This is a genomic window from Methanopyrus sp. (assembly GCF_053997775.1).
Genome location: NZ_JBMXXF010000027.1, coordinates 12,944 through 34,686, shown reverse-complemented (window position 1 = coordinate 34,686; position 21,743 = coordinate 12,944). Strand labels below are relative to the sequence as shown.

Genomic DNA, 21,743 nt, shown 5'->3' with positions numbered 1-21,743 from the left:
TCAATGGGGCTATTCTCTCGGCTGTTTCGCCGCGGTCCGGAGCCGCAGGTGGCCGAGAGCGAGCGGGTCACGGGTCCGATGGCGGTCAGTCGGAACTACTTCATCGTGGCGTCGGTGGAGCTGGGTAACACGACGACGAAGTGCATTCTGACGGCGACGGACCTGGAGGAGGGGATGACCTACCTGATCCACAAGGAGGTGCGGATGACGCGGGACGTGCGCCCGCCGCGGACGGGGGAGGAGGTGTTCGGGGAGACGGTCTGGGGGGTCCAGCTCACGCGCGAGTCGGTGGCGGAGATGGTGGCGGACACGCTCAAGTCCGCGGTGAGGAGCGCGAACATCCGGATCGAGGACGTGCACTTCGTGGTTCGGTCCACCGGGGTCACGGCCGGGTTCGCCTCGCCCGAGGAGGTGGGTGAGATGATCAAGGCGCTGGCGGACGGGTGCCTGAAGGCGGGCGTGCCGCCCAACCGGATGACGGCGGCGATGAGCAAGGAGAACATCCCGGAGCCGTTCCGGGAGTACTCGCTGATCGACAAGGTCTACTTCGACGGGGCGGTCACGGGGGTGAAGCCGCCGGCGGGCAAGGAGATCGTGGCGAACGAGATGGAGGGCGAGCTGGTGATGGCGGGGATCAAGGCGGGGGCGAAGGCCACCAAGGTGGACTTCCGGAACCCGTGCATGGCGATCGACTACGGGACCACGCTGGCGGGCCGGATCACGAACGACGAGCTCCCGTACGCGGACACGATCGGTAACCTCTGCGGGCTGGCGGGCGCGATCATGGACGCGATCTCGCGCGGGTGCGGGGAGATCGACGAGGAGACGGGCTGCGCGCTGGACCTGCCTAGGGACGTGGAGCCGGACACGGGGGAGAAGGCCCGGGAGCTGGCGGAGGAGGCGCACGAGTACATCGACATCCGGGAGGTCCCGCGCACCGCGAAGCGCTTCGGGACGGTGCCCGTGAACCCGAAGCGGGCGGAGAAGGCCGGGCTCAAGCTCATCGGGTGCGACGTGGGGGAGAACGGCAGCGACCTGCCCCGGCTGACCGAGATCGGTCGGGAGGCCTACGAGGAGGGCGGGTACGAGCTGCTGTTCGGGGTGCTGGACTGGACCGCCACGATCATGGCCAAGCGCCTCATCGAGACGGCCCTGGACCTCGACCTGATCGACGAGAACACGGCCATCGGCATCACCGGCCGGGCGGGGATCACGGGCAAGAAGCCCGAGCTCATCTGCCGGATGGTCCAGGAGGAGTTCGGGGACTACTGGGACCCGGAGGAGGACCTGGTCTTCGTCGACGACGGGCTCGCCCGCGGGGCCGCGACCATGGCCCGGTGCATGAACTGCCTCGGCACGCCCAAGAACCCCCTGGGAGGGAACCGCGGGGGCGGGTGCATTCTCGGCCTCCGGATCAAGCACCAGCGGAAGGAGAAGGCTTCCTGAGCTCCCGCCCGACTCCTTCGAGGAGGTCCTGTCCGCCTTCGAGGGACTGCGCACCTACCGGGACCTGGCGGCCGCGACCCGGGAGCTCGCCGAGCGGACCGACTTCACGGTGCTGGGACTCCTCCGGCGCGACCTGTGGCGCCAGGCCCGGTACATCCACCCGAAGCGCTACCGGGAGAGCATCCTGGAGACCCTGCAGCGGGTGATCGTCGAGCGGCTCCGCCGGGCGCGGGAGCTTCGGCCCGAGGACCTCCCCGACGAGCCCATCGAGGGGTACGATGAGTTCCTCCGCGTGGTCCGCGAGTACTCCGAGGACCCGGACTACGACTCCCCGCTGCTCCTGCTGTACGAGGGCCTGCTGGCCGCCTACGCCGTGTTCATCGAGGAGGAGCCCGTGCACCCACCGGGCACGACCTTCCCGGGCCTCGGGAGCGTGCGGGAGGAGAACGGCACCTATTACTGCCCGCTCAAGCGCCTGCGCGAGGATCAGCCCGGATCGTTCTGCTCGATCTGCCCGGCCGAGCAGGACCCGGAGGTGGAACCATGAGGCCGACGGTCACGGTCGTCGGCAGCCACCCGATCGACTACGACCCGGGGCTCAAGGATCGGCTCCTGGAGCGGCTGAGGAGGCGGTCCGCGTACGCCCCCGCCATCCGGGAGGCCGTCCGGGACCAGCTGGAGGCCGGGGTGGAGCTGATCTCGGACGGTCAGGTGCGGGGCGACATGATCGAGATCTTCGCCTCGTACATCCCCGGACTCACCGCGGAGGGCGAGCCGGCGGTGGTCGGCCGGGTGGAGCCACCCCGCTCCTCCCCGGTGGTGCTGGACTACCGGGAGGCCGTGAGGGCGGCGGACGGGCGGGCGGAGGTGAAGGCCATCCTCACCGGGCCGGTCACGCTCGCTCACTCCCTCAGGGTGGAAACCGACCTGTATCCGTCCAACGACCACCCCAGCCTGCTGAAGGACCTGGCCCGCGCCCTGGCGGTCGAGGCCCGCCGGCTCAGGGAGGCGGGCGCGGAGGTGCTGCAGGTGGACGAGCCCATCCTGTCCACGGGCGCCGTCAGGGTGGGGAAGGTGGCCCGGTACGTCAACCGCGTGCTGCGCGCCTTCCGCGGCGGGACCCGGGTGCTCCACGTCTGCGGTCGGGTCGTCGACGTGTACGAGGAGCTGGAGGGGAGGATCAAGGCGGACGTCATGGACCACGAGTTCGCGGGCCACCCGGAGAACCTGGAGGCGGTGGCCGCCGGCTCCCGTCCCGTCGGCGTGGGGGTGGTGCGCTCCGACGAGGATCGGGTGGAGCGGGTGCGCGAGGCGGTGAGGCTCCTGGAGCGGGCCCGGGAGGAGTTGGGGGAGCGGATCGAGTTCGTGGACCCGGACTGCGGCCTGCGCCGGCTGCCCCGCCGGGTGGCCCGGGAGAAGCTCCGGGTGGTCCGCAAGGCCAGGGATCGTGTGTTTTCATAACACTCGACACGGTTAGAATAACAACCCTTAATTTCCTCGCCTCGACTCGTATGAAGGGCTGCGAGATGTCGGGTCTGGAGGATCGGGTCGCCGAGGTCCTGGAGCGCGGCGAGGGTAGGTACCTGATCGTGGGGATGGTGCAGGCGCACGGGATGGGACTGCGCTCGCTCGCGAGGGCGCTTAACGTGCCGGTGGAGGCGCTCGCGACGATCGAAATCGAGGGGTTCGGCCGGGTCCCCCACCCGGGGCTGGTCCGGAAGATCGCGCGGTGGATCGAGGAGCGGGGGCTCGACCCGGAGGAGCTGGTTGAGGTGGGCAGGGCCCGGTTCCGGCTGGAGTACGAGTGGGACGAGGTGAGGTGGGAACTGCCGGAGGAGCTGCGGGAGGAGCTCGAGGGGAGACATCCGGTGGATCTGGGGTACCGGACGCTGCTCCGGGTGGCGCGGGCGCTGTCCTGAGCCCTCGGCCCGTATGCCCCTCTTCACGCGCTCCGCCACTCTACGGCTCGTCATCGGGCGGTCAGGGTTAGGAAGCCGTACAGGAAGAGGGCGCCGCCCAGCGCCCCGAGGGTGACCTGGCTGGGCGTGTGCGCGTTCATCCGCAACCTGGCCCAGCAGACGGCCCCGGTGATGGGCAGCCAGGCGAGGAGCGGCGCCCAGTCCCCCGCCCAGCACAGCAGTCCGGCCACCGCTCCCATGGAGGCGGCGTGGAGGCTGATTTTCCAGTGTCGGGTGATCAGGTACACGATCAGGCTCGCGAGCGCGTACGCGGCCAGGATCTCGGACGCGAGCGGTGAGCCCAGGAGTCGGGCCGCCAGGGCCCCGAGCCCGTTGCACGCGCACCCGGCCGCGATCGGGGGCAGCCGGTCCTCCACCCTCTCCAGGAACACGTCCGTTCCTCGGGTCCGGATGTAGGAGACCACGATCGCGAGGATCGAGCCCGCGGTGAAGAGCGTCAGCACCGAGCCCAGGGCGTCCCCGTGGGTCCAGAGCCACAGCGCGACGAGGCCCTCCGTCGTGATCGGGTTCAGAATCAGGGACAGGCCGTAGGCCAGCCGGTCGGTCGGTTCGCGTCTCACCTTTACCTCACTCCCGGCCCACGAGCACCGCTCCCACGACAATGAGCGCACACCCGATCAGCGTGGTCACGCTGGGCCGCTCTCCGAGGGCGAGGATCGAGAACAGGGTGGCGAAGAGCGGATACGTGCTGGACAGGGGCACGACCCGGGAGGCGCTCCCGGCGCTGAGCGCCAGGTAGTATAGGTACATCCCGACCCCGCCGCCCAGGATCCCTCCCAGGATCATGTACAGGAGGTACCGGGTGCCGCTGACGCGGGCGTGCCCGACGAGCGCGTACACGGTCAGGATGAACGCGAGCGCCGCGCAGCTGCGCACGACCGTCGCCGTGAACGGGTCCACCCCGCGCAACCCGTACTTCTCCACGACCGGGGCCAGTCCCCAGACGACGGCGGTCAGGAGGGCGTAGGCCTCGGCCTTCATCCCAGGAACTCCACCCTTTCCACCCTGATCACCCTGACCCGCTCCGTCGGCGCGTTCTCCTCGGGCTCCCGGTACCCGGAGACCACCTTCACCTCCTCGTGCGGCTCGAACTCCCGGCCGCACTCCTCCAGGATCAGGTCCCCCTCCCGGAGGAGCATTGCGAACTTCCGCTCCACCTCCACGCTCCCGATCCGCACCTCGAGCTCCCGGACCGGGCCCTCGACGCGCACCCGGTTGAACTGCACCGCGCTAACCACCCTCCAGCTCGCGCTCCAACCGCTCAACCGCCAGCCGGATGTCCTCCTTCCGGACACCGATCGCCGCGTTGATGGTCACGTAGTCGGAGTGGTACCCTCGCAGCCGGCTGGTTCCGAACGGGTCGTCGGCTCGGACCCCGCGGGGACCCGTCACCCGACGCACGTACAACCGGGCGGCGAGGTCCACCGGGTCGTGACCCTCCACGGCGATCGCGGCGGCGATGGGGTTCTCCACGTCCAGGACGCGCACGTCGTCCCGCCGGCCCTCGAGCTCCTCCAGCAGTTCATCCAAAAGCGCTTTGCACTCCTTCTGCCTCTCCATCAGGCGCCGGTATCCTTTCATGCCGAGGGACAGCAGGGAGACGAGCGCGTGCGCGACCGGTGCCGCGCTGGCCCGGCCCGGGTACGCCCGGGAGATCTCCTCGAGGACCCCTCGGTCCGGCGAGTAGATGATCCCGCCGCCCACCGGGGTCAGCAGGTTCTTGTCCGTGGAGCTCACGATCGCGTCCACGCGCCCCCGCTTGATGGCCCGGTTGATCAGGTCCCGGTAGTACTCGTGCTGGATCCCGTAGGCCGCGTTCACGACGTGCGGGACGTCGTACTCCTCGCACAGCTCCGCGATCTCCGGGAGCGGGTCGCTCCGCCGCGGCGGGAAGAACGTCGCCGTGCTCAGCACGGCCGCGGGCGAGTCGGACCGCTCCAGCGCCTCCTCCACGTCCTCGGGCCGGGTGACGATCTCGTCGCCCTCGATCTCCGTGTCCACCACCCGCATGCCCAGTCCCGCGAGCCGCACCGCCTTGATCGGGCTCTTGTGCGCCGCGTACGGGTAGATTACCTCCTCCCCCTCCGCCAGGGCCGACAGGCACAGGGTGAGGCAGAGTCCCGTCGCTCCCGGGACGACGAACGCGCCCTCGATGCTGTAGCCCAGCCGGCGCAGGAAGTCCTCCACCAGCCGGTTCGTCAGCCCGTACATGATCGAGGCGCCCGGGGCCTTCGGCTGCGGGTCCACCAGCGTGCCGCTGCGACCCACCCCGTGGCAGAACCCGAAGACCGACGCCTCCGCGAGCCGGGACGCCACCCGGGCCTCCCGCTCCCCGATCCGCGCGGCCCTCGGATCCTTGTCCGTGTCCATGCGCGAGAGCTCCCACAGAAAGCTCCAAATCAGGTCCTCCGGCCACCCCTCGTCCGGCACCCGTCGCTCCCGCAGCAACCGCTCCACCGGCTCCCGGTACGCCTCCAGGACCACCCGACCGCGCTCCAGCATGTGCTCGGGGATGAGACCCTCCATGTCCTCCGGGTCCAGCAAGCGGGACGCCCCCACCGTCGTGAGGCTCGAGGGGGAGCGTCGGGCGGTCTCCCGGGAGGTCGCCGCCGCGCTCCGCGACCTGGAGGGGGCCGGGGTCAGCGTCGTGAGCGCCGGGGTGCGGATCGACCCCGAGGACCGGCCCGGCTTCTACGCCGCCCCGTTCCTGGACCTGCCCACCCTCGAACTCGAGCGGGAGGAGCTCGCGGAGGCCATCCGGGGCGGGACCCGGGTCCGCGCCGCCCCGGGCGCCTATAAGCTCTCGGTGCGCGGCGTCGTCATGGGGGCCGGTCGGGTGGGCGAGGACGGGATCCTGCGCGTCCGGCTTCCCCGGAAGTACGCCCGGCTCCGGCTGTGGTAGGATGAAGCCCGGGCTCCTGCGGGCGTTCCGGGAGCGCCTCGAGCTCGTCCTCGGGGACCGGGCCGAGGACGCGTTCCGGTACCTGCTGGAGGGTCGGCCCCCCACCTACGTGCGCGTGAACACGCTGAAGGCCGACGTCGAGTCGGTGGTCGAGTCCCTCGAGCGCGCGGGCGCGCGGCTGGAGGAGACGCCGCTCCCCTACGCCTTCCGAGTGCTCGAGGCCCCGGGCCCGCTGGGGTCCTCCCTGGAGCACGTGGCCGGGCTGATTTACGTGCAGGATCTGGCCTCGATGCTGCCGCCGGAGCTGCTGTCCCCGGAGCCGCCGGGCCCGGTGATCGACGCGTGCGCGGCCCCCGGGAGCAAGACCACGCAACTGGCGCAGTTGATGGAGGGCCGGGGCGTCATCCTCGCCGTGGACGTGGACCCGCGGCGCGTACGGTCGCTGGCGCACAACGTGGAGCGGATGGGCGCGGTCAACGTGATCGTCGCCCGGGGGGACGTGACCCGGCTCCGCGTGGGCGCCCCGTACGTGCTCCTCGATCCCCCGTGCACGGGGGAGGGCACGTTCCACCGGGACCCGCACGCCCGGGAGACGTGGACGCCGCGGAAGGTGCGTCGGTTCGCGCGGAAGCAGGAGCGGCTGCTGCGGGCGGTCGTCCGGCTCCTGCCGCCGGGCGGCCGGCTGGTCTACTCCACCTGCACCCTGTCCCCCGAGGAGAACGAGCTCGTGATTCACCGGGTGCTCGGGGAGGACGAGCGGTTCCGGATCGTCGACGCGCGCCCCCGGTGGCTGCGGCCCCACACGGTCCCCGGCCTGACCGAGTGGGAGGGGAGGGAACTGCGGCGCGACCTCCGCAACGCCTTCCGCGTGGACCCGGCCAGCCTGCGCTCGGACGGGTTCTTCATCGCGGTGATCGAGCGCGTCCCGTGACCTCAAGTTTAACTACCGGGGGCGCGCGGCCCACGGCGGGGAGCGCCTTGGTCGAGGACGGGGGCGACGCGGTCGACAAGCGGGACGTTGCTATCCTCCGGGCGATGGAGGGGCTCAGCCGGGCGTTCGAGTGGATCCCGGAGGACAAGCTACTGGAGCGCCTGCCGATGGACTACGCGGAGCTGGCGTCCCGGTTGGAGAAGCTGGACCGGTTGGGGCTGATCGAGTACCGGTACATCGACCTGTACCAGACCTACGCGGCCCGGATGAAGGAGCGGGCCTACGACACGCTCGCCCTCTGGGACATGAAGAAGCACGACGTGTACGAGCGGCTGGGCACGGTGATCGGCGAGGGCAAGGAGGCGACGATCCTGAACGCTAAGGACCCGGACGACGAGTTCATCGTGATCAAGCTGCACCGGTACCACGCGCCCGAGTTCCGGCGGATCAAGAAGACGCTCGCGTACGCCGCGGTGAAGGTCCGCGGCGAGGAGCTGCAGGTGGAGGATCACCGGCTCGACGTGCCCCGGGCCAAGGCGCAGGTGGAGATGAGGGTGCTGCAGGTCCTCAACTCCAAGGGCTTCCCCGTCCCCGAGCCCCGCTCCATCAACCGGCACGCGGTCGCCATGGACATGATCGAGGGCAACGCGCCGGGCATCCCCGCCCCGCTGCTGGCCAAGGTGAAGGTGAAGAACCCGGAGGACGCGCTCGAGGTGATCCTGGAGGACTACAAGGAGATGGTGCTCGAGGGTCACTACGTGCACGGGGATCTCAGCGAGCACAACATCCTCGTCACGCCGGACGGGGAGCTGTACTACGTGGACTGGCCGCAGGCCGTGCCCGTCGAGCACCCGTCCGCGCCCAAGCTGTGCTACCGGGACATCCGGAACGTCATCCAGCACTTCCGGCGCAAGTACCGGATCGACGCCCCGGATCCCAAGGAGGTGTACAACGAGATCGCGGACGACCTGCAGGCGCTGATGGAGGAGAAGCGGGAGGAGTACGAGGAGCATAAGGAGGCGGCCGAGAAGACCCTGGAGCGATTGGAGGAGAGCGTGGAGAGGGTGGAGGGTGACCGTGAGCGTAAGGCCGGACGTCGCGAGGTGGAGGAGGACCGGGTTTCCTGAGGTCGTCCTGGCCGAGGGGAAGTCGATCGAGGAGATCGAGCGCGCCCTCCGGCGCCTCCTCCGAGCGGACGGGCTCGCCATCGTGTCCCGGCTCGACCCGGACCGTCGGGAGCGCCTCGAACTGCCGGACGAGGTCGAGGTTGAGTACGACGGGCGGGCCCGGCTCCTGATCGCGCGCGCCCCCGGTTACGATCCACCGTACCGGGGCGGCCGCGTCGCCGCGCTCGCCGCCGGCACGTCCGACCTGCCCTACCTCCGCGAGGCCACCCTCATCCTGGAGGCGATGGGCGTTAAAACCCGGGAGTGGGTGGACGTGGGGCTCGCCGGACCCCACCGGTTCTTCACCGCCCTGCGCGAGCTCCGGGAGTTCCGACCGCACGCGGTCATCGTCGCCGCCGGCATGGACGGGCACCTACCGATCGCGGTGAACGCCCTCGTGGACGTCCCCGTGATCGGCCTCCCCACGCCCTCGGGCTACGGGGCCGGCGGCTCCGGCGAGGCCGCCCTGCTCAGCATGCTCCAGACCTGCTCCCCCGGCCTCACGGTCGTGAACGTCGGGAACGGGGTCGGCGCCGCCGCGGCCGCGGCCAAGATCGTGCGCACGGTCCTCCGGGAGGGAGGGAACGATTAGCGGGCTGGAGCGCGAGGCCGCCCGGCTGCGCACGATCGAGGACGTGGAGCGGTACGTCGGGATCCGGGCCCGCCTCATCAAGCGGGGAGTCGGCGGCACCTGCCGCGAGCGCGTCGAGGACTTCCTGGTCATGGAGAAGCCCACCGAGCACACCTACGTGCCCCTCACCCTCGTCGGCGAGTGCCCCGAGTGCCGGGAGTACCACCGGGGCCGCACCTGCCCCGACTGCGGGGCCCGCCTGAGGCGCCCCCGACTCCACCCCCAGCTCACGGTCCGGCGCCCGCACACCGTCTTCCACCTGGAGAAGTACGACTGGGACACGCTCAAGGCCGTTCGCCGCATCGCCCGGGCCCTCCACCGGCCCCACCGCCACTTCGGGATCGCCGGGATGAAGGACAAGCGGGCCGTGACCGCCCAGCGCGTGAGCGCCCGCGGGGTCCCGCCGGACTCCCTCCTCCGAGTTCGGGTCCGGGACCTCCGGATCATCCCCGTCGGCGGGGCCCGGCGCAAGCTGCGCCCGGGCGACCTCTGGGGCAACCGGTTCGTGATCACCGTGCGCGGGGCCGACGCCCGCCGCGTGGACGGGCCCCTCGCGCGCGTGCGGGAGCTGGGGGGTGTGCCCAACTACTTCGGCCTGCAGCGGTTCGGCAGCCGGAGGCCCGTGACCCACGTCGTCGGGCGGTACGTGATCCGGGAGGATTGGGAGCGGGCCGTGAAGGTCTTCCTCACCCTGGAGTACCCCCGCGAGTCCGAGGAGGCGATCGAGGCCCGCCGGTGGCTCAGGGAGCACTGGGGGGAGTTCCGGGAGGCGCTCCGGCGCTTCCCCCGCTTCCTGGACTACGAGCGCCAGATCCTGCGGCACCTGGCCCGGCACCCGGACGACTACATCAACGCCTTCCGCCGCCTGCCGATGTGGATCCGGAGGATGTTCGTGCACGCGTACCAGTCCTACCTGTACAACCTGATCCTCTCGGAGCGGCTCGCCCGCGGCCTGCCGCTGGATCGGCCCGTGGAGGGGGACATCGTCCGGGACGGCCTGCCCACCGTGCCGCTCCCCGGCTACCGGACGCGGCTCAGCGAGGGGGAGCCGGGGGAGATCGAGCGGGAGGTGCTGGAGCGGGAGGGGATCTCACCGGAGGACTTCCGGGTCCCGTCCATGCCGGAGCTGTCCGCCGGGGGCGATCGGAAGCCCGCCCTGCTGCGGGTCTACCGGTTGAGGGCCGAGGTGCTCCGGGGGGACGTCGTCCGGTTCCGGTTCTCGCTGCCCCGGGGCGGGTACGCGACCACGGTGCTGCGGGAGCTGATGGGCTCGGGCGGGGTCTACGCCGACTAGCGGGGCGCCCTGGGAGGTTCGTTACGATACTCGTAACGATTGGGCCGGGGCGTGCGGCGCTAGTACTCGTAGAAGGCGGCACTACCGCACTCCTCGCACAGCCCCGCGAACTCCAGCTTCCGCCGCCTCTTCACCGCCTTCTTGTACTCCTCCTTCGTGCAGTTCGGGCAGACGATCGCCGGGTCGTTCGGTGAGACTATAGGCACGTGCGAGCTCTTTACCATGATCCTCACCCCCGACCGACCGGCGCGCCGGCCGGTAAAAAGCGGCACGGGGGTCCCGGGCGTGAGCGAGGTGCTGGAGCGGCTCATCCGCGGGGAGGACCTCTCCCGGCGGGAGGCGCGGGAGCTGATGAGCCGGATCGTGGGTGGGGAGCTGTCCGAGGTGCAGGTGGCCGGCATCCTGGTCGCGCTGCGCTGCAAGGGGTACGCGCCCGAGGAGCTGGCCGGGTTCGTGGAGGGGATGATGGAGCACGCCGTCCGCGTGCGGCCCAGCGTGGACGCGCTCGTGGACACGGCGGGGACCGGTGGTGACCGGCTGGACACGTTCAACGCCAGCACGCTGGCGGGGCTCACGGCCGCGGCCGCCGGCGTGCCGGTGGCGAAGCACGGGAATCGGAGCGTGACGAGCTCGTGCGGGAGCGCGGACCTGATGGAGGAGCTGGGCGTGAACCTGGACGCGGGGCCCGAGGTGGTGGAGCGGTGCATCGAGGAGGCGGGGTTCGGGTTCATGTTCGCCCCGCGGTACCACCCGGCGATGCGGAACGTCATGCCCGTGCGCCGGGAGCTGGGCGTGCGGACGGTGTTCAACGTGCTCGGACCGCTGACCAACCCGGCCCGGGAGGCGCTCACGGGTCAGGTGGTGGGGGTGTACTCGGAGCGACTGCTGGGGCTGGTGGCGGGCGCCCTAGCGGAGCTCGACGTCGAGCGGGCCGTGGTGGTGTACGGGGTGGACGGGGTGGACGAGCTCAGCGTGACGTGCGAGAACAAGGTCGTGTACGTGGAGGACGGGGAGGTGGAGGGGCCGGACACGATCGCCCCGGAGGACGTGGGGCTGGACCGGGCGGAACCGGAGGACGTGGCCGGTTCGGGCCCGCGGGAGGCGGCGGAGGAGGCGCGGGAATTGCTGAGCGGTAACCTGCCGCAGGATCACCCGAAGGTGCAGATGACGGCATTCAACGCGGGGGCGGCGCTCTTCGTGGGGGGCGCGGTGGACTCGATCGAGGAGGGCGTGGACCGGGCGTTGGAGGCGATCGAGGAGGGGGAGCCGGGGCGCGTGCTGGAGCGGGTGGTGGAGCTGTCCCGGGGCTAGCCGCCGTACTCCTCGATGTAGTCCTCCGGCTTCGGCGGCTCCGGCTTCAGCCCCTTCCGCTCCCGGATCTCCCGGATGATGTCCTCCTCCATGTCCTCCGGGACGCGCTCGTACCCGGCGTGCTCCGTGGTCCAGATCGCGCGGCCCTCCGTCGCGGACCGGATGTCGTTCGCGAAGCCGAACATCTCGGCGACCGGCGCCTTGGCCTTGATGATGACCGTGTCACCCTCCTGCTGGATGTCCTCGATCGTACCGCGCCGGTTCTGGATCTCCTTCGTGACCGCGCCCATGTAGTCCTGCGGGACGGTCACGTACACGTACTGGATGGGCTCCAGCAGGTGCGTGTCCGCCAGGAGCATGCCCCCGTAGATCGCCTTCTTGATCGCCGGGATCACCTGGGCCGGGCCGCGGTGCACCGGGTCCTCGTGGATCTCCGCGTCCGTCAGGATGACCTTCACGCCGCGGCACGGCTCCTTGGCCAGCGGACCCTCCTCCATCGCCTCCTCGAAGCCCTCCACCAGCAGCTCCATGACCTCGTTCAGGTACTGCACGCCCACCGTCTTGTCCAGGAAGAAGTTCGTGCCCTTCACCGCCTCCACGGCCTTCGCGTCGTCCCGGTCCATCCCGTGCTCGATCAGCGCCTCCTCCAGCTCCTTCCGCTTCATCTCCTCCGGGTTGATTTGACCCTCCTCGATGGCCTCGATGATCTCCTCCTCCACGGGCTCGATCGTCACGTAGAACCGGTTGTGCTTGTTCGGGGACTTGCCCTCCACCTCGTCATCGCAGACGCCGAACACGCCCTCCCGATACACCACGATCGGCTCGGACACCTTGATGTCCACGCCGCGCTCCTTGATCCGGTGCGCGATGATCTCCAGGTGCAGCTCGCCCATGCCCGAGACCAGGTGCTGCCCCGTCTCCTCGTCGATCTTCACCTCGACCGTCGGATCCTCCTTCGCGATCTGGTGCAGGATCTCGATCAGCTTGGGCAGATCCTTCGTGTTCTTGGCCTCCACCGCGACCGTCACCACCGGCTCCGCGAAGTGCTTCAGCTCCTCGAACGGCTCGATCGGGTCCTCCGGATCCGTGACCGTCTCGCCCGCCCACACGTCCCGCAGACCCGTCACCGCCGCGATGTTACCCGCCGGCACCTCGTCCGTCCGGATCCGGTCCGGACCCATGTAGATGCCCACCTGCTGCACCCGGTCCTCCCGCTGCGCGCTCGCCAGGTAGACCTCCTGACCCTCCCGGATCGTGCCCGAGTACACGCGGCCCGTCGCCACCTCACCCGCGTGCTCGTCGATGCGCACGTCCGTCACGACCATCGCCAGCTTCCCGTCCGGGTCGCACTTCCGCAGCATCTTCCCGTCCTCACTCTCCGGATCACCCGGCCAGATCTGCTCGATACGGTACTCCTGCGCCGTGACCGGGTCCGGCAGGTGCTTCACGACCATGTCCAGCACGACCTGGTACACCGGGGCCTCCTGCGCCAGCTCCTTCTGCGCGTCCGGACCCTCCTGACACGCCTCGATGATGTCCTTGAACGTGATCCCCGTCTTCTCCATGAACGGGTAGCTGATCCCCCAACCGTAGTACGCGCTACCGAACGCGACCGAACCGTCCTCCACGCTCACCTTCCACTCGTCCCGGAACTCCTTCGGCGCCATCTGCTCGATCATCTTGTTCACCTCGGTGATGATCTCCATGAACCGCTGCTGCATCTCCTCCGGGCTCAGCTTAAGCTCCGTGATCAACCGGTCCACCTTGTTGATGTACAGGACCGGCTTCACGCGCTCCCGCAGCGCCTGCCGAAGCACGGTCTCCGTCTGCGGCATCACACCCTCGACCGCGCAGACGACCACGATCGCACCGTCCACGGCCCGCATCGCCCGCGTCACGTCGCCCGAGAAATCCACGTGACCCGGCGTGTCGATCAGGTTGATCAGGTACTCCTCACCCTCGTACTCGTGCACCATGCTCACGTTCGCCGCGTCGATGGTGATGCCCCGCTCCTGCTCCATCTCGTCGAAGTCCAGGACGAGCTGATCGCCCGCCAGCTCCTCCGAGATCATCCCCGCACCGGCCAGCAGCTGATCGGACAGCGTCGTGTTGTGCACCACGAACCCGTCCGCGGCGAAGTTGTGATACTCTTCGACCGTGAAGTCGTACACGTAACCCTCGTACTCGACCTCCTCGACGCGCACCACCTCCAGGAAACAGACGTCGTCCTTGGCCAGCGCCCTCAGCCTCTCGAGCGCCTCACCCTCGACCCCGGCCTCCTCCAGGGTGCTGATCACCTTCTCGAGGCTCGACTTAGTCAGGCCCACCTGGTCGCCCTCGTAGTTCGAGTAACCGTTGAACATCCTCGTGGTTGGAACGTCACCGCGAACCTCCCGGAGGACCTCACCGCTGATCGGCACCCGCTCGAGCTCCGAGGACGACGCCTTCTCCATCAGTTTCTTCAGCTTCTTCGCCTTCTCGGGCTCCCGGAAGCCCGGGAACCTCTCGAGCGACCGGGCGCCCGACACGTACAGGGTGTAGGCACCGTCTCCCTCCCTGAGGTAGCTGGCCACGTCGAACTTCTGCAGGAGGAGCTGGAGGTCCTCCAGGAACTCCCGGCTCACGGAGGTCACCGAGACCGCGCTCCGGCCCTCCTCCACGGCGCCGTCCGCGTCGAAGTACCCGCGGATGAACTCGGCGATGCAGTCCAGCGGCGCCCTGGCCAGGAAGTCGTTGACCCGGATCCTGTGGGCCTTCTTCCTCCTCGGGTAGTCGAAGAGTGCCTCCAGGATCCTCGGAACGGTCTCCGGGAAGTCGATCCTCTCGGTCGCGTCCTCGTACTCCCTGACCTTGACCTCTAGTCCCATGTCCCTCGCGATCCTCTTCACTTCCTCCAGGATGGCCTCGGATCCGTTGGTGAGCTGGTTCCAGCACCCGTCACCGAACATGAGACCCGCCAGGTAAAACAGGTCCTCCGGCTCGGGCAGCCGGATGGGCTTCGTCGACTTGGTGTTCGACCGGTAGGAGACCTCGACAGCGTCGTAGAGATCCGCTAGATCGATGCTCAACTCTTCCGCCAGGTCGACGAGGATGTCGGCCCGGATCCGACCCTTCCGCAACTGGTAGTAGAAGGAGTTCTCTTTGATGTCCACCTCCAGCTCTTCCCACAGCGCCTTAATGCCGCGCTCCTTGGCCAGCTCGAGAACGCTCTCCGCCTCCTCTTCCGGTAGGTGGACGAAGAAGTTCCTTCCGAGTCTGCGGAACACCTCGCGCTTGAGCTCCTCCTCGCTCATCCCTTCGTGGACCAGCTTCTGGGTGCACACGATGTAATCTCCGACCTCCAGCTCGTCGGCCCTCTTCTCGACGATCTCGCCCGAGGGATCCAGGACGAGGAACTTGTGCTCCGGGGTCGTGCGGATGCTCCTACCGTTCTTCACCTCGACCTCCACGAGCTTGTCCGCCTTCAGGCGCCACACGTGCGTGATCTCGCCCTTCACGATCTCCACGGAGTCCTTGTCCAGGGAGGAGACCTCGACGGGCTTCTCCAGCTCGTAAACCTCCTCGTTCTCGTCACGCTTCACGAGCCTGCCGCGCTCCTTCAGCTCCTCGAACAGCTCGTCGGCCCGGACGAACCGGCCGTCCGCCAGGCAGATCTTGGTCTCCGGGGCCACGCACTTGCCGTGGTCGATGTGCGCGATGATGCCGATGTTTCGGATCTTCTCCGGCTCGGTCATCAGCTCGCGGCACTTCTGGGCCATCTTCTCCTTACGGCCCACGGGGGACACCCCCGGCTTCGGGCCGGCCGTAGTCGAAATGGATAAAAAAATAGTGGCTTACCGCGAGGCCTCGGCGATGCGCTCGATCTCCTCCTTCTTCTGGATCGAGTAGCAGTCGGTGTCGTACTTCGCGGCCGCGATGATCTCCTCGGCCAGGCACTCCTCCACGGGCTTGGGGTTTCGGAAGGCGCGCTGCTGGGTGCCCTCCGCGATGAATCGTAGGGCGAGGTCGACGCGGCGCTGTGGGGAGCAGTCCACGGCCTCGTGGTACGTGATACCTCCGTAGATGATGCGCGTGGTCTCCTCGCGCGGGGCCGCGTTCTCCACGGCCTGGACGAGGACCTGGATGGGGTTCTCGCCCGTGCGCTCGTGGATGATGTCGAACGCCTTCTTCACGATCTTATACGCCAGGTGCTTCTTGCCCGTGTTCTTCTGCGTGCGCATCAGCTTGTTCATGAGTCGCTCGACGATGGGGACCTCGGACTTCGCGAACCGCTTCTTGGCGTGACGGCCGCCGGTGTGCGGTAGGTACGTGGGCTTGAGGCAGATGTAGTCCCGGAGGCCCGGGTCCCGGACCTCCACCTCGGTGGGGTCCCACTTGCCGAAGACCTTCATCCGGTTGAGGTTCTCCAGGTACGGGTTGCCCTCCAGGTCGGAGTAGACGACCTTCCAGCGGCGGGCGCTGGCCTCCATTCCGGGTTCCTCGGTCTCGGTGGCCTCCTCCTCGGTGGCCTCGGTCTCGGCCTCCGGCTCCTCCGCCATGCGTGGCACCCCTCAGCGCATGGGCTTCTCGATCTTACCCTTCAGCAGCTCGGAGAGCGCCACGTCGTTCACCTTGACGACCTTGTATCGCACGCCCGGGATGTCGCCCTTGGCGCGGCCCTTGGGGCCGCCGATGCCCTCGATGACGACCTCGTCGTGCTCGTCGATGTAGTCGATCGCGCCGTCTCCCGGGCAGAAGGCGGTGACCTGCTTGCCGTTCTTGATCAGCTGGACGCGGACGCACTTTCGGATGGCGGAGTTGGGCTGCTTGGCCTCGACTCCCACCTTCTCGAGGACGATGCCTCGGGCCTGGGGCGCGCCCTCCAGCGGGTCCGCCTTCTCGTCGAGTCGCAGCATGCGGCGCTTGTACCGCTCGTCCTTCCACCGGAACTTCTTCCGCTTCTCCCGGAGCTTGCGCGCCGCGAACTCACCCTGTGGGCTCTTCTTGCCGGGCACGGGCGCTCACCCCGCGGCGCGTCGTCTCGTTACGTGACCACGATGTCGTCGATGTCGTGCAGTCGCTCGGCGAGGATCCGGGCCTTCTTTATGTTCCTGCCGCCCTTGCCGATGGCGCGGCCCCGTTCGGATTCGGGCACGTCCACGATCGCGATCTTCTTGTTGTCGCGCTCGGTGACGCGGACGCTCTTCACGCGGGCGGGGAAGAGGGCGTTCTTGATGAACTTCTCCGGGTCGTCCGAGTACTCGACCACCTCCACCTCCATGCCGAGCTGCTCCTGCACCCGCTTGACGTTCTGACCGCGCCGGCCGATCGCCAGGCCGATCTGGCCCTCCTTGACGACGAAGATCACGCGGTCGTGCTCGTCGTCGATCACGCAGTCGATGGCGTGGGCGCCCGTCAGGCTCTCGAAGAGGGCGATCATTCGAATCTGCTCGGTTTCCAGCTTGTACGCCACGGTTTCTCACCCCCTCCCCGCTACTCGGAGACGCCCTCCTCCAGTGCCTCCTCGATCGTGGACAGCAGCTCGGACTCGCCCTCGTCCAGGACGGCGAGGGAAGCGACCACGTGCGGCCGGCCGCAGACGTCGCCCAGCTCCCGGCTCGTGCCCGGGTACACGAAGACCGGGATCTCCGCCAGCTCCGCGTAGTACTCGATGTCCTCCCGGATCTCTGCGGGGCAGTTCGCGGCCATGATCACCAGCTGGGGCCTCCCGAGCTTCAGCAGCTTGATGGTCTGGTTCGAGCCGAGCACCACCTCTCCCGTCTCGATCGCCATCCGAATCTGCCGCTCGATCTCCTGCAGGTCGACCAACCCTCAGCACCCCGAGGGTGCAGAAGTAGTCTCGGCCCGTGCGCGCGGGCCCGGGCATAAAAAGTTTTGGTCCGCCGGGGGCGCGGATCGGAAACGCGGGCGCGAGGGCCGCATACTACTCCTCTTCCTCCTCCGCCTCCCGGAACCGCGAGTAGTCGACCGTGACCTCCACCGTGCCCGTGCCCACGGGGACCGGTCGGCCCACGATGATGTTCTCCAGGATGCCGCGCAGCTCCTCCACGTCGCCCGACGTGGCCGTCTCCGTCAGGACCCGGGACACGTACTCGAAGGCCGCCTTGGTCAGCGGGCTGCCCTTCAGCTCCATGATCGAGTACCCGCCCATCGACCGCACGCTCCGCAGCTCACCCCAGAAGGCCATCATGTCGCTGATCAGCATGAAGTGCCGCCGGTCGACGGAGATACCCTGGCTCTCGTACACGTCCTCCAGCTGCTCGATGACCGCGTTCCGGCCCGCCTCGATCCCGAGCAGCACGTCGATGACCTTCGGGTCGTTCGTGTTCACCCGCGTCGCGTCCACCTCGTCCAGCTGCATGAGCTTCAGCATGAGGTAGGCGCGCTTGGCCACCTTGCTGTTCCGGGCCCGCCGCGAGATCCACTTCGGCGGCCGGCCGGAGGTGCCGTCCGGGCTCCCGCGCACCAGGATGTAGTACTCTTCCTCCTCCTCGTCGTACTGGACCGAGGCGTGCAGCACGCCCTCGATCCCCTTGACCACCGCCTCCCGGAGCTCGTTGGCCAGCTCCGCGAGCTCCGAGATCGACTCCACGTCCGTCAGGACGACGCGCAGGGTGTCCCCCTCCACCTGGCAGGCCCCTCCGGTGAACTCCCGGACGAACTCGGTCAGCTCGTCCTCGTCCACCCCGAGGCGCTCCATCTCCTCCCGGTCGAGGGTCGCCTCGATCACCCGCTCCTCCGGGTTCACCTCGATCTCGCGCACCAGGTCCTCGAAGCGGGTCTCCCGGATCTTCCGGGCGACGGCCTCCGCCTTCTCCTCGTCCCGGTTGTAGGGCTCCTTCAACCGCAGGTAGATCACCCAGGTGGGGGGTCCTTGGTAGGGGAGGGAGAGGACGCGCTCCAGGGCGGGGATTCCCGTGGTGACGTCGATCTCCGCCACGCCGGCCAGGTGGAAGGTCCGCATCGTCATCTGCGTGGCCGGCTCGCACATGGACTGGGCGGCGAGCACGCCCACGGCGTCGCCGGGCTCGATCATCCGGACCTTGTAGTTCCGGACGAGGGCGCGGAGGACCCGGCGCAGGGTCTCCTCGTCCGCCTCCTTCAGGTCCTCATCCTCGGCCACCCGCTCCACGATCTCCCGCTCGAGCGCAACCGGCAGCTCCACGTCCTCCTCCTCGCAGACCTCCCGGAGCAGCCCCTCGATCCGGTCCTCAAGCCCGCTCACCGGGGCGGCCCCCTACTCCTCCTCTTCCTCCTCCAGCACGACCTCCTTGACCACGTCCAGCACGCGGTCCACGTCCATGCCGTCGCCCCACTTCTTCGCCGGGTCGACCCGGTCCTCGCCGTACGCCAGCTGGATGATGTTGTTCGCGCTGTCACGCACGCGCCCGTCCTCGTCCACGATGAGGTCCAGCGCCGTGGTCACGTACCGCCGGTGCAGGTAGCCCGAGTCCGCCGTGCGGAAGCCCTTGTCGATCAGGCCCTCCCGACCGCTCATCGCGTGCAGGAAGTACTCGACCATGTCCAGGCCCTCGAAGAAGCCGTGTCGGACGAAGCCGCCCTCCTTGATGCCCGGGATCAGGCTCTTCTCGAAGTGCGGCGTCACGCGATCCGTGTATGAGTAGTTCACGATCTTCTCCATGATGTGCTCCGTGTTGTGCTTGGCCCGGTGCGGTCGCTCGCCCATGATCGCCTGCTGCCCGCCGATCAGCGCCATGCGCGCGATGTTCGTGATGCTGCCCCGCGCGCCCGACTCCGGCATGATGTACGCCGGGTTGAAGAGGTCCCGGTTCTCCTCCAGCAGCCGCTCGACCTCGGCCCGCGGGCGGTCCAGGGTGGCCATCACCTCGCTCTCGATGTTCCGCTCGATCATCTCGCCCCGCTCCACTCGGCTCCGGTTGCACACGTCCTCCTCCTCGACCTCCCGGAGCCGCCGCTCGCCCTCCCGGATGAGCTTCCGCGCCCGCTTGATCGCCCGCCGGCAGATTTTCTCCGCCTCCTCCCGGAACCGCCGGTAGATCTCCTCCAGCTCGTCCATGCCCAGCGTGAACCCGTACCGCGTGACGAACCGCAGGCCCAGCCGCCCGACCTTGTCCATCACCTTGAGCGCGAGCTCCGCCGCCTCGAACCACGGGTACCCCTCGCCCTTCGAGACCTTCCGCGCCGCGTACCGGTGCACGAGCTCGCCCATGATCCCGTGCACGACCTTCTCGTCGAGGAACCCGCGCACGATCCGCCCCCGCTTGATGACCACCGTGCCGTGCTCCTCGTCCTCCGGGCACACCTGGTTCCGGATCTTCACCCCGTCCAGCCACTCCGGTAGGAACACGCTCAGCAGCTGTCGACCCGTGACCAGCGGCTCGCCCGGGCTGGGGTGCCCGCACACGAACTCCAGCCGGTGGATCTTCCGCTCGAAGTCCCGCGAGTACTCCGCCTCCGGCTCGAGCTCCACCTCGGACGGGTCGAACCAGTCGCCCTCCTTCTTCACCTCCTCCAGGAGCTGGTACGCCTCCTCCAGCGGGATCCACGCCCGCGAGAGCAGGTGGAGGCCCACGATCGCCTCGTGGATGGGGCTGTTGCGCACGTCCTGGTGCCCGTCCTTCGGCGGCCACAGGTGGTACACGTACGCGCCCATCAGCTCGTGCACCTCGGCCCGGGCCTCCTCGGACTGCGGCACGTGCAGGTTCATCTCGTCCCCGTCGAAGTCCGCGTTGAAGCCCACGCCCATGTAGCACGCGGCCGGCAGCCGGAACGTCTTGCCCGGCATGACCTTCGTCCGGAAGCCCAGCTCGGACTGCACGTGCAGCGTGGGCTGCCGGTTGAACATGACCGGGTCGCCGTCCATGAGGTGCCGCTCGACGATGTCGCCCGGCTCGAGGTTCTCCGCCACCTGCTCCTTGTTCTCCTCCGTGATCCGGATCCGGCTCCCATCCCGCTTGATCACGTAGTTCGCGCCGGGGTACTTGTCCGGGCCGTTCAGCACCAGCTTACGCAGCCGCTCCAGGTTCCACTCGGTGACTCGCTCGGGCACCGTGAGCTCCTTGGCCACCATCTTCGGCACGCCGAGCGTGAACGGGTCCAGCTCCGGGTCGGGCGTGATCACGGAGCGCGCCGAGAAGTTCACGCGCTTGCCCGCCAGGTTCTGCCGGAACCGTCCCTCCTTCCCCTTCAGCCGCTGCACGATGCCCTTCAGCGGCTTGCCGCCCGTCCGGTGCCGGGCGACGGGCACGCCGCCGATCTCGTTGTCGATGTACGTGGTCACGTGGTACTGCAGCAGGTCCCACTGGTCCTCGATGATGGGCTCCGGCGCGCCCGACTCGAGCGACTCCTTCAACCGCAGGTTGACCCTGACGATGTCCACCAGCTTGTGCGTGAGGTCGTCCTCCGCCCGCTCGCCCGTCTCCAGGATGATCGACGGGCGCATGGTCACGGGGGGCACGGGGAGGACCGTGAGCACCGCCCACTCCGGTCGGGCCCGCTCCGGGTGGAAGCCGAGGATCTCCACGTCCCCGTCCGGGATCTTCTCCAGCCAGGAGCGGACGTCCACCGGCCACAGCCGCTCGTCGTCCATCAGGATCGTCGTCGGCTTCTGGTACGTGATCTTCGGCGCCTCGGCGCCGCAGTGCGGGCAGGATTCTCGATCCTCCGCCCGCTCGACCACCTCCGCCGCGATCGACTTGATGGGGCGGATGCCCTCGCGCACCTCGCGCCGGTACTCCTCGATGTCGTCCTCCGGCAGCCGGACCCGGCCGCACTCCGGGCACGTGGCCCGGAGCACGTCCTTGATCCGCTCGGCGAAGCGCGGGTGGAGGACCGGGCGGGCCAGCTCGATGTGTCCGAAGTGCCCGGGGCACTTGCCCGCCGGCTGGCCGCACGTTCGACACCGCAGGCCCGGGTCGATCACGCCCATCCGCGTGTCCATCACGCCGCCCTCGATGGGGTACCCGTCCTCGTCGTACGTCTCCGGCGTGGTCACCTCCACCTTGGACATCTTCCGGATCTTCTCGGGCGGGAGGATGCCGAACAGGATCCGCCGCACGTACTTGGGTGGATCTTGAACGTGCGGCTCCTCGGCGACCATGC

General features: G+C 68.9%; 22 protein-coding genes. 10 read left to right on the top strand and 12 right to left on the bottom strand.

Annotation, left to right across the window (positions count from 1 at the left end; translation table 11 throughout):
* Nucleotides 1-3 precede the first annotated feature (3 nt).
* From ACXJJV_RS04090 to ACXJJV_RS04075, 4 genes are all read left to right on the top strand, one after another.
* Nucleotides 4-1,446 (top strand): methanogenesis marker 14 protein, encoded by a 1,443-nt coding sequence (locus ACXJJV_RS04090; protein WP_456466904.1) that lies wholly within the window; start codon nt 4-6, stop codon nt 1,444-1,446.
* 28 nt (nt 1,447-1,474) lie between these two features.
* A complete protein-coding gene (locus ACXJJV_RS04085) occupies nt 1,475-1,993 on the top strand; it encodes a DUF2115 family protein (protein WP_456466925.1) in 519 nt (172 codons plus the stop codon).
* Entirely contained in the window at nt 1,990-2,907 is a 918-nt protein-coding gene (locus ACXJJV_RS04080) for a methionine synthase (protein WP_456466903.1), read from the top strand. The genes ACXJJV_RS04085 and ACXJJV_RS04080 overlap by 4 nt, the downstream gene beginning before the upstream one ends.
* A 65-nt stretch (nt 2,908-2,972) precedes the next feature.
* Nucleotides 2,973-3,365, top strand: coding sequence for a hypothetical protein (locus ACXJJV_RS04075; RefSeq protein WP_456466902.1), 393 nt, complete (start codon nt 2,973-2,975; stop codon nt 3,363-3,365).
* A gap of 50 nt (nt 3,366-3,415) precedes the next feature.
* On the opposite strand, the gene ACXJJV_RS04070 is transcribed toward ACXJJV_RS04075, so the two are convergent.
* Genes ACXJJV_RS04070 through spcS form a run of 4 tightly spaced genes read right to left on the bottom strand, consistent with a single transcriptional unit; the run spans nt 3,416 to nt 5,951 of the window.
* A complete protein-coding gene (locus ACXJJV_RS04070) occupies nt 3,416-3,985 on the bottom strand; it encodes a phosphatase PAP2 family protein (protein WP_456466901.1) in 570 nt (189 codons plus the stop codon).
* 7 nt (nt 3,986-3,992) lie between these two features.
* Nucleotides 3,993-4,406 (bottom strand): EamA family transporter, encoded by a 414-nt coding sequence (locus tag ACXJJV_RS04065; RefSeq protein WP_456466900.1) that lies wholly within the window; start codon nt 4,404-4,406, stop codon nt 3,993-3,995.
* Nucleotides 4,403-4,651 (bottom strand): hypothetical protein, encoded by a 249-nt coding sequence (locus tag ACXJJV_RS04060; RefSeq protein ID WP_456466899.1) that lies wholly within the window; start codon nt 4,649-4,651, stop codon nt 4,403-4,405. Before ACXJJV_RS04060 ends, ACXJJV_RS04065 begins: the two co-directional genes overlap by 4 nt.
* Before the next feature lie 4 nt (nt 4,652-4,655).
* Nucleotides 4,656-5,951, bottom strand: a complete 1,296-nt coding sequence (gene spcS, locus ACXJJV_RS04055) for an O-phosphoseryl-tRNA(Sec) selenium transferase (RefSeq protein ID WP_456466924.1) — start codon at nt 5,949-5,951, stop codon at nt 4,656-4,658.
* On the opposite strand from spcS, the gene ACXJJV_RS04050 reads away from it, so the two are divergent.
* The 5 genes from ACXJJV_RS04050 to truD are packed head-to-tail and all read left to right on the top strand — an operon-like array spanning nt 5,950 to nt 10,349.
* Nucleotides 5,950-6,327 carry a hypothetical protein gene (locus ACXJJV_RS04050; protein WP_456466898.1) on the top strand — a complete coding sequence of 126 codons (378 nt, stop codon included), beginning with the start codon at nt 5,950-5,952 and terminating at the stop codon, nt 6,325-6,327. The two genes, spcS and ACXJJV_RS04050, sit on opposite strands and share 2 nt — an antisense overlap.
* A gap of 1 nt (nt 6,328) precedes the next feature.
* Nucleotides 6,329-7,258, top strand: a complete 930-nt coding sequence (locus ACXJJV_RS04045) for an RsmB/NOP family class I SAM-dependent RNA methyltransferase (RefSeq protein ID WP_456466897.1) — start codon at nt 6,329-6,331, stop codon at nt 7,256-7,258.
* Nucleotides 7,259-7,305: 47 nt separating this feature from the next.
* The gene (locus ACXJJV_RS04040; protein WP_456466896.1) at nt 7,306-8,385 is read left to right on the top strand and encodes an RIO1 family regulatory kinase/ATPase domain-containing protein; all 1,080 of its coding nucleotides are present in this window, start codon (nt 7,306-7,308) and stop codon (nt 8,383-8,385) included.
* Entirely contained in the window at nt 8,336-9,016 is a 681-nt protein-coding gene (larB, locus tag ACXJJV_RS04035) for a nickel pincer cofactor biosynthesis protein LarB (RefSeq protein ID WP_456466895.1), read from the top strand. The genes ACXJJV_RS04040 and larB overlap by 50 nt, the downstream gene beginning before the upstream one ends.
* Before the next feature lie 43 nt (nt 9,017-9,059).
* Entirely contained in the window at nt 9,060-10,349 is a 1,290-nt protein-coding gene (gene truD, locus ACXJJV_RS04030; protein WP_456466894.1) for a tRNA pseudouridine(13) synthase TruD, read from the top strand.
* Nucleotides 10,350-10,408: 59 nt separating this feature from the next.
* Here the strand turns inward: truD and ACXJJV_RS04025 are convergent, their stop codons facing one another.
* Complete coding sequence (locus tag ACXJJV_RS04025; protein WP_456466893.1) at nt 10,409-10,573, bottom strand: hypothetical protein; 165 nt, start codon at nt 10,571-10,573, stop codon at nt 10,409-10,411.
* A 61-nt stretch (nt 10,574-10,634) separates the two neighbouring features.
* Between ACXJJV_RS04025 and trpD the strand changes: the two genes are divergently transcribed.
* Nucleotides 10,635-11,660, top strand: a complete 1,026-nt coding sequence (gene trpD / locus ACXJJV_RS04020) for an anthranilate phosphoribosyltransferase (protein WP_456466892.1) — start codon at nt 10,635-10,637, stop codon at nt 11,658-11,660.
* Here trpD and ACXJJV_RS04015 read toward each other — a convergent pair.
* The 7 genes from ACXJJV_RS04015 to ACXJJV_RS03985 all read right to left on the bottom strand — a co-directional run bounded on the left by ACXJJV_RS04015 (nt 11,657) and on the right by ACXJJV_RS03985 (nt 21,741).
* On the bottom strand, nt 11,657-15,394 hold the full coding sequence (locus tag ACXJJV_RS04015) for an elongation factor EF-2 (protein WP_456466923.1): 3,738 nt from the start codon (nt 15,392-15,394) through the stop codon (nt 11,657-11,659). The genes trpD and ACXJJV_RS04015 overlap by 4 nt on opposite strands.
* 99 nt (nt 15,395-15,493) lie before the next feature.
* Complete coding sequence (locus tag ACXJJV_RS04010) at nt 15,494-16,129, bottom strand: 30S ribosomal protein S7 (protein WP_456466922.1); 636 nt, start codon at nt 16,127-16,129, stop codon at nt 15,494-15,496.
* 81 nt (nt 16,130-16,210) lie between these two features.
* Nucleotides 16,211-16,654, bottom strand: a complete 444-nt coding sequence (locus tag ACXJJV_RS04005) for a 30S ribosomal protein S12 (RefSeq protein ID WP_456466891.1) — start codon at nt 16,652-16,654, stop codon at nt 16,211-16,213.
* A 29-nt stretch (nt 16,655-16,683) separates the two neighbouring features.
* Nucleotides 16,684-17,112 (bottom strand): NusA-like transcription termination signal-binding factor, encoded by a 429-nt coding sequence (locus ACXJJV_RS04000; RefSeq protein ID WP_456466890.1) that lies wholly within the window; start codon nt 17,110-17,112, stop codon nt 16,684-16,686.
* 20 nt (nt 17,113-17,132) lie between these two features.
* On the bottom strand, nt 17,133-17,459 hold the full coding sequence (locus tag ACXJJV_RS03995; RefSeq protein WP_456466921.1) for a 50S ribosomal protein L30e: 327 nt from the start codon (nt 17,457-17,459) through the stop codon (nt 17,133-17,135).
* 124 nt (nt 17,460-17,583) lie between these two features.
* A complete protein-coding gene (locus tag ACXJJV_RS03990; RefSeq protein WP_456466920.1) occupies nt 17,584-18,783 on the bottom strand; it encodes a hypothetical protein in 1,200 nt (399 codons plus the stop codon).
* Between the two features lie 114 nt (nt 18,784-18,897).
* Complete coding sequence (locus tag ACXJJV_RS03985) at nt 18,898-21,741, bottom strand: DNA-directed RNA polymerase subunit A' (protein WP_456466889.1); 2,844 nt, start codon at nt 21,739-21,741, stop codon at nt 18,898-18,900.
* Nucleotides 21,742-21,743 lie beyond the last annotated feature (2 nt).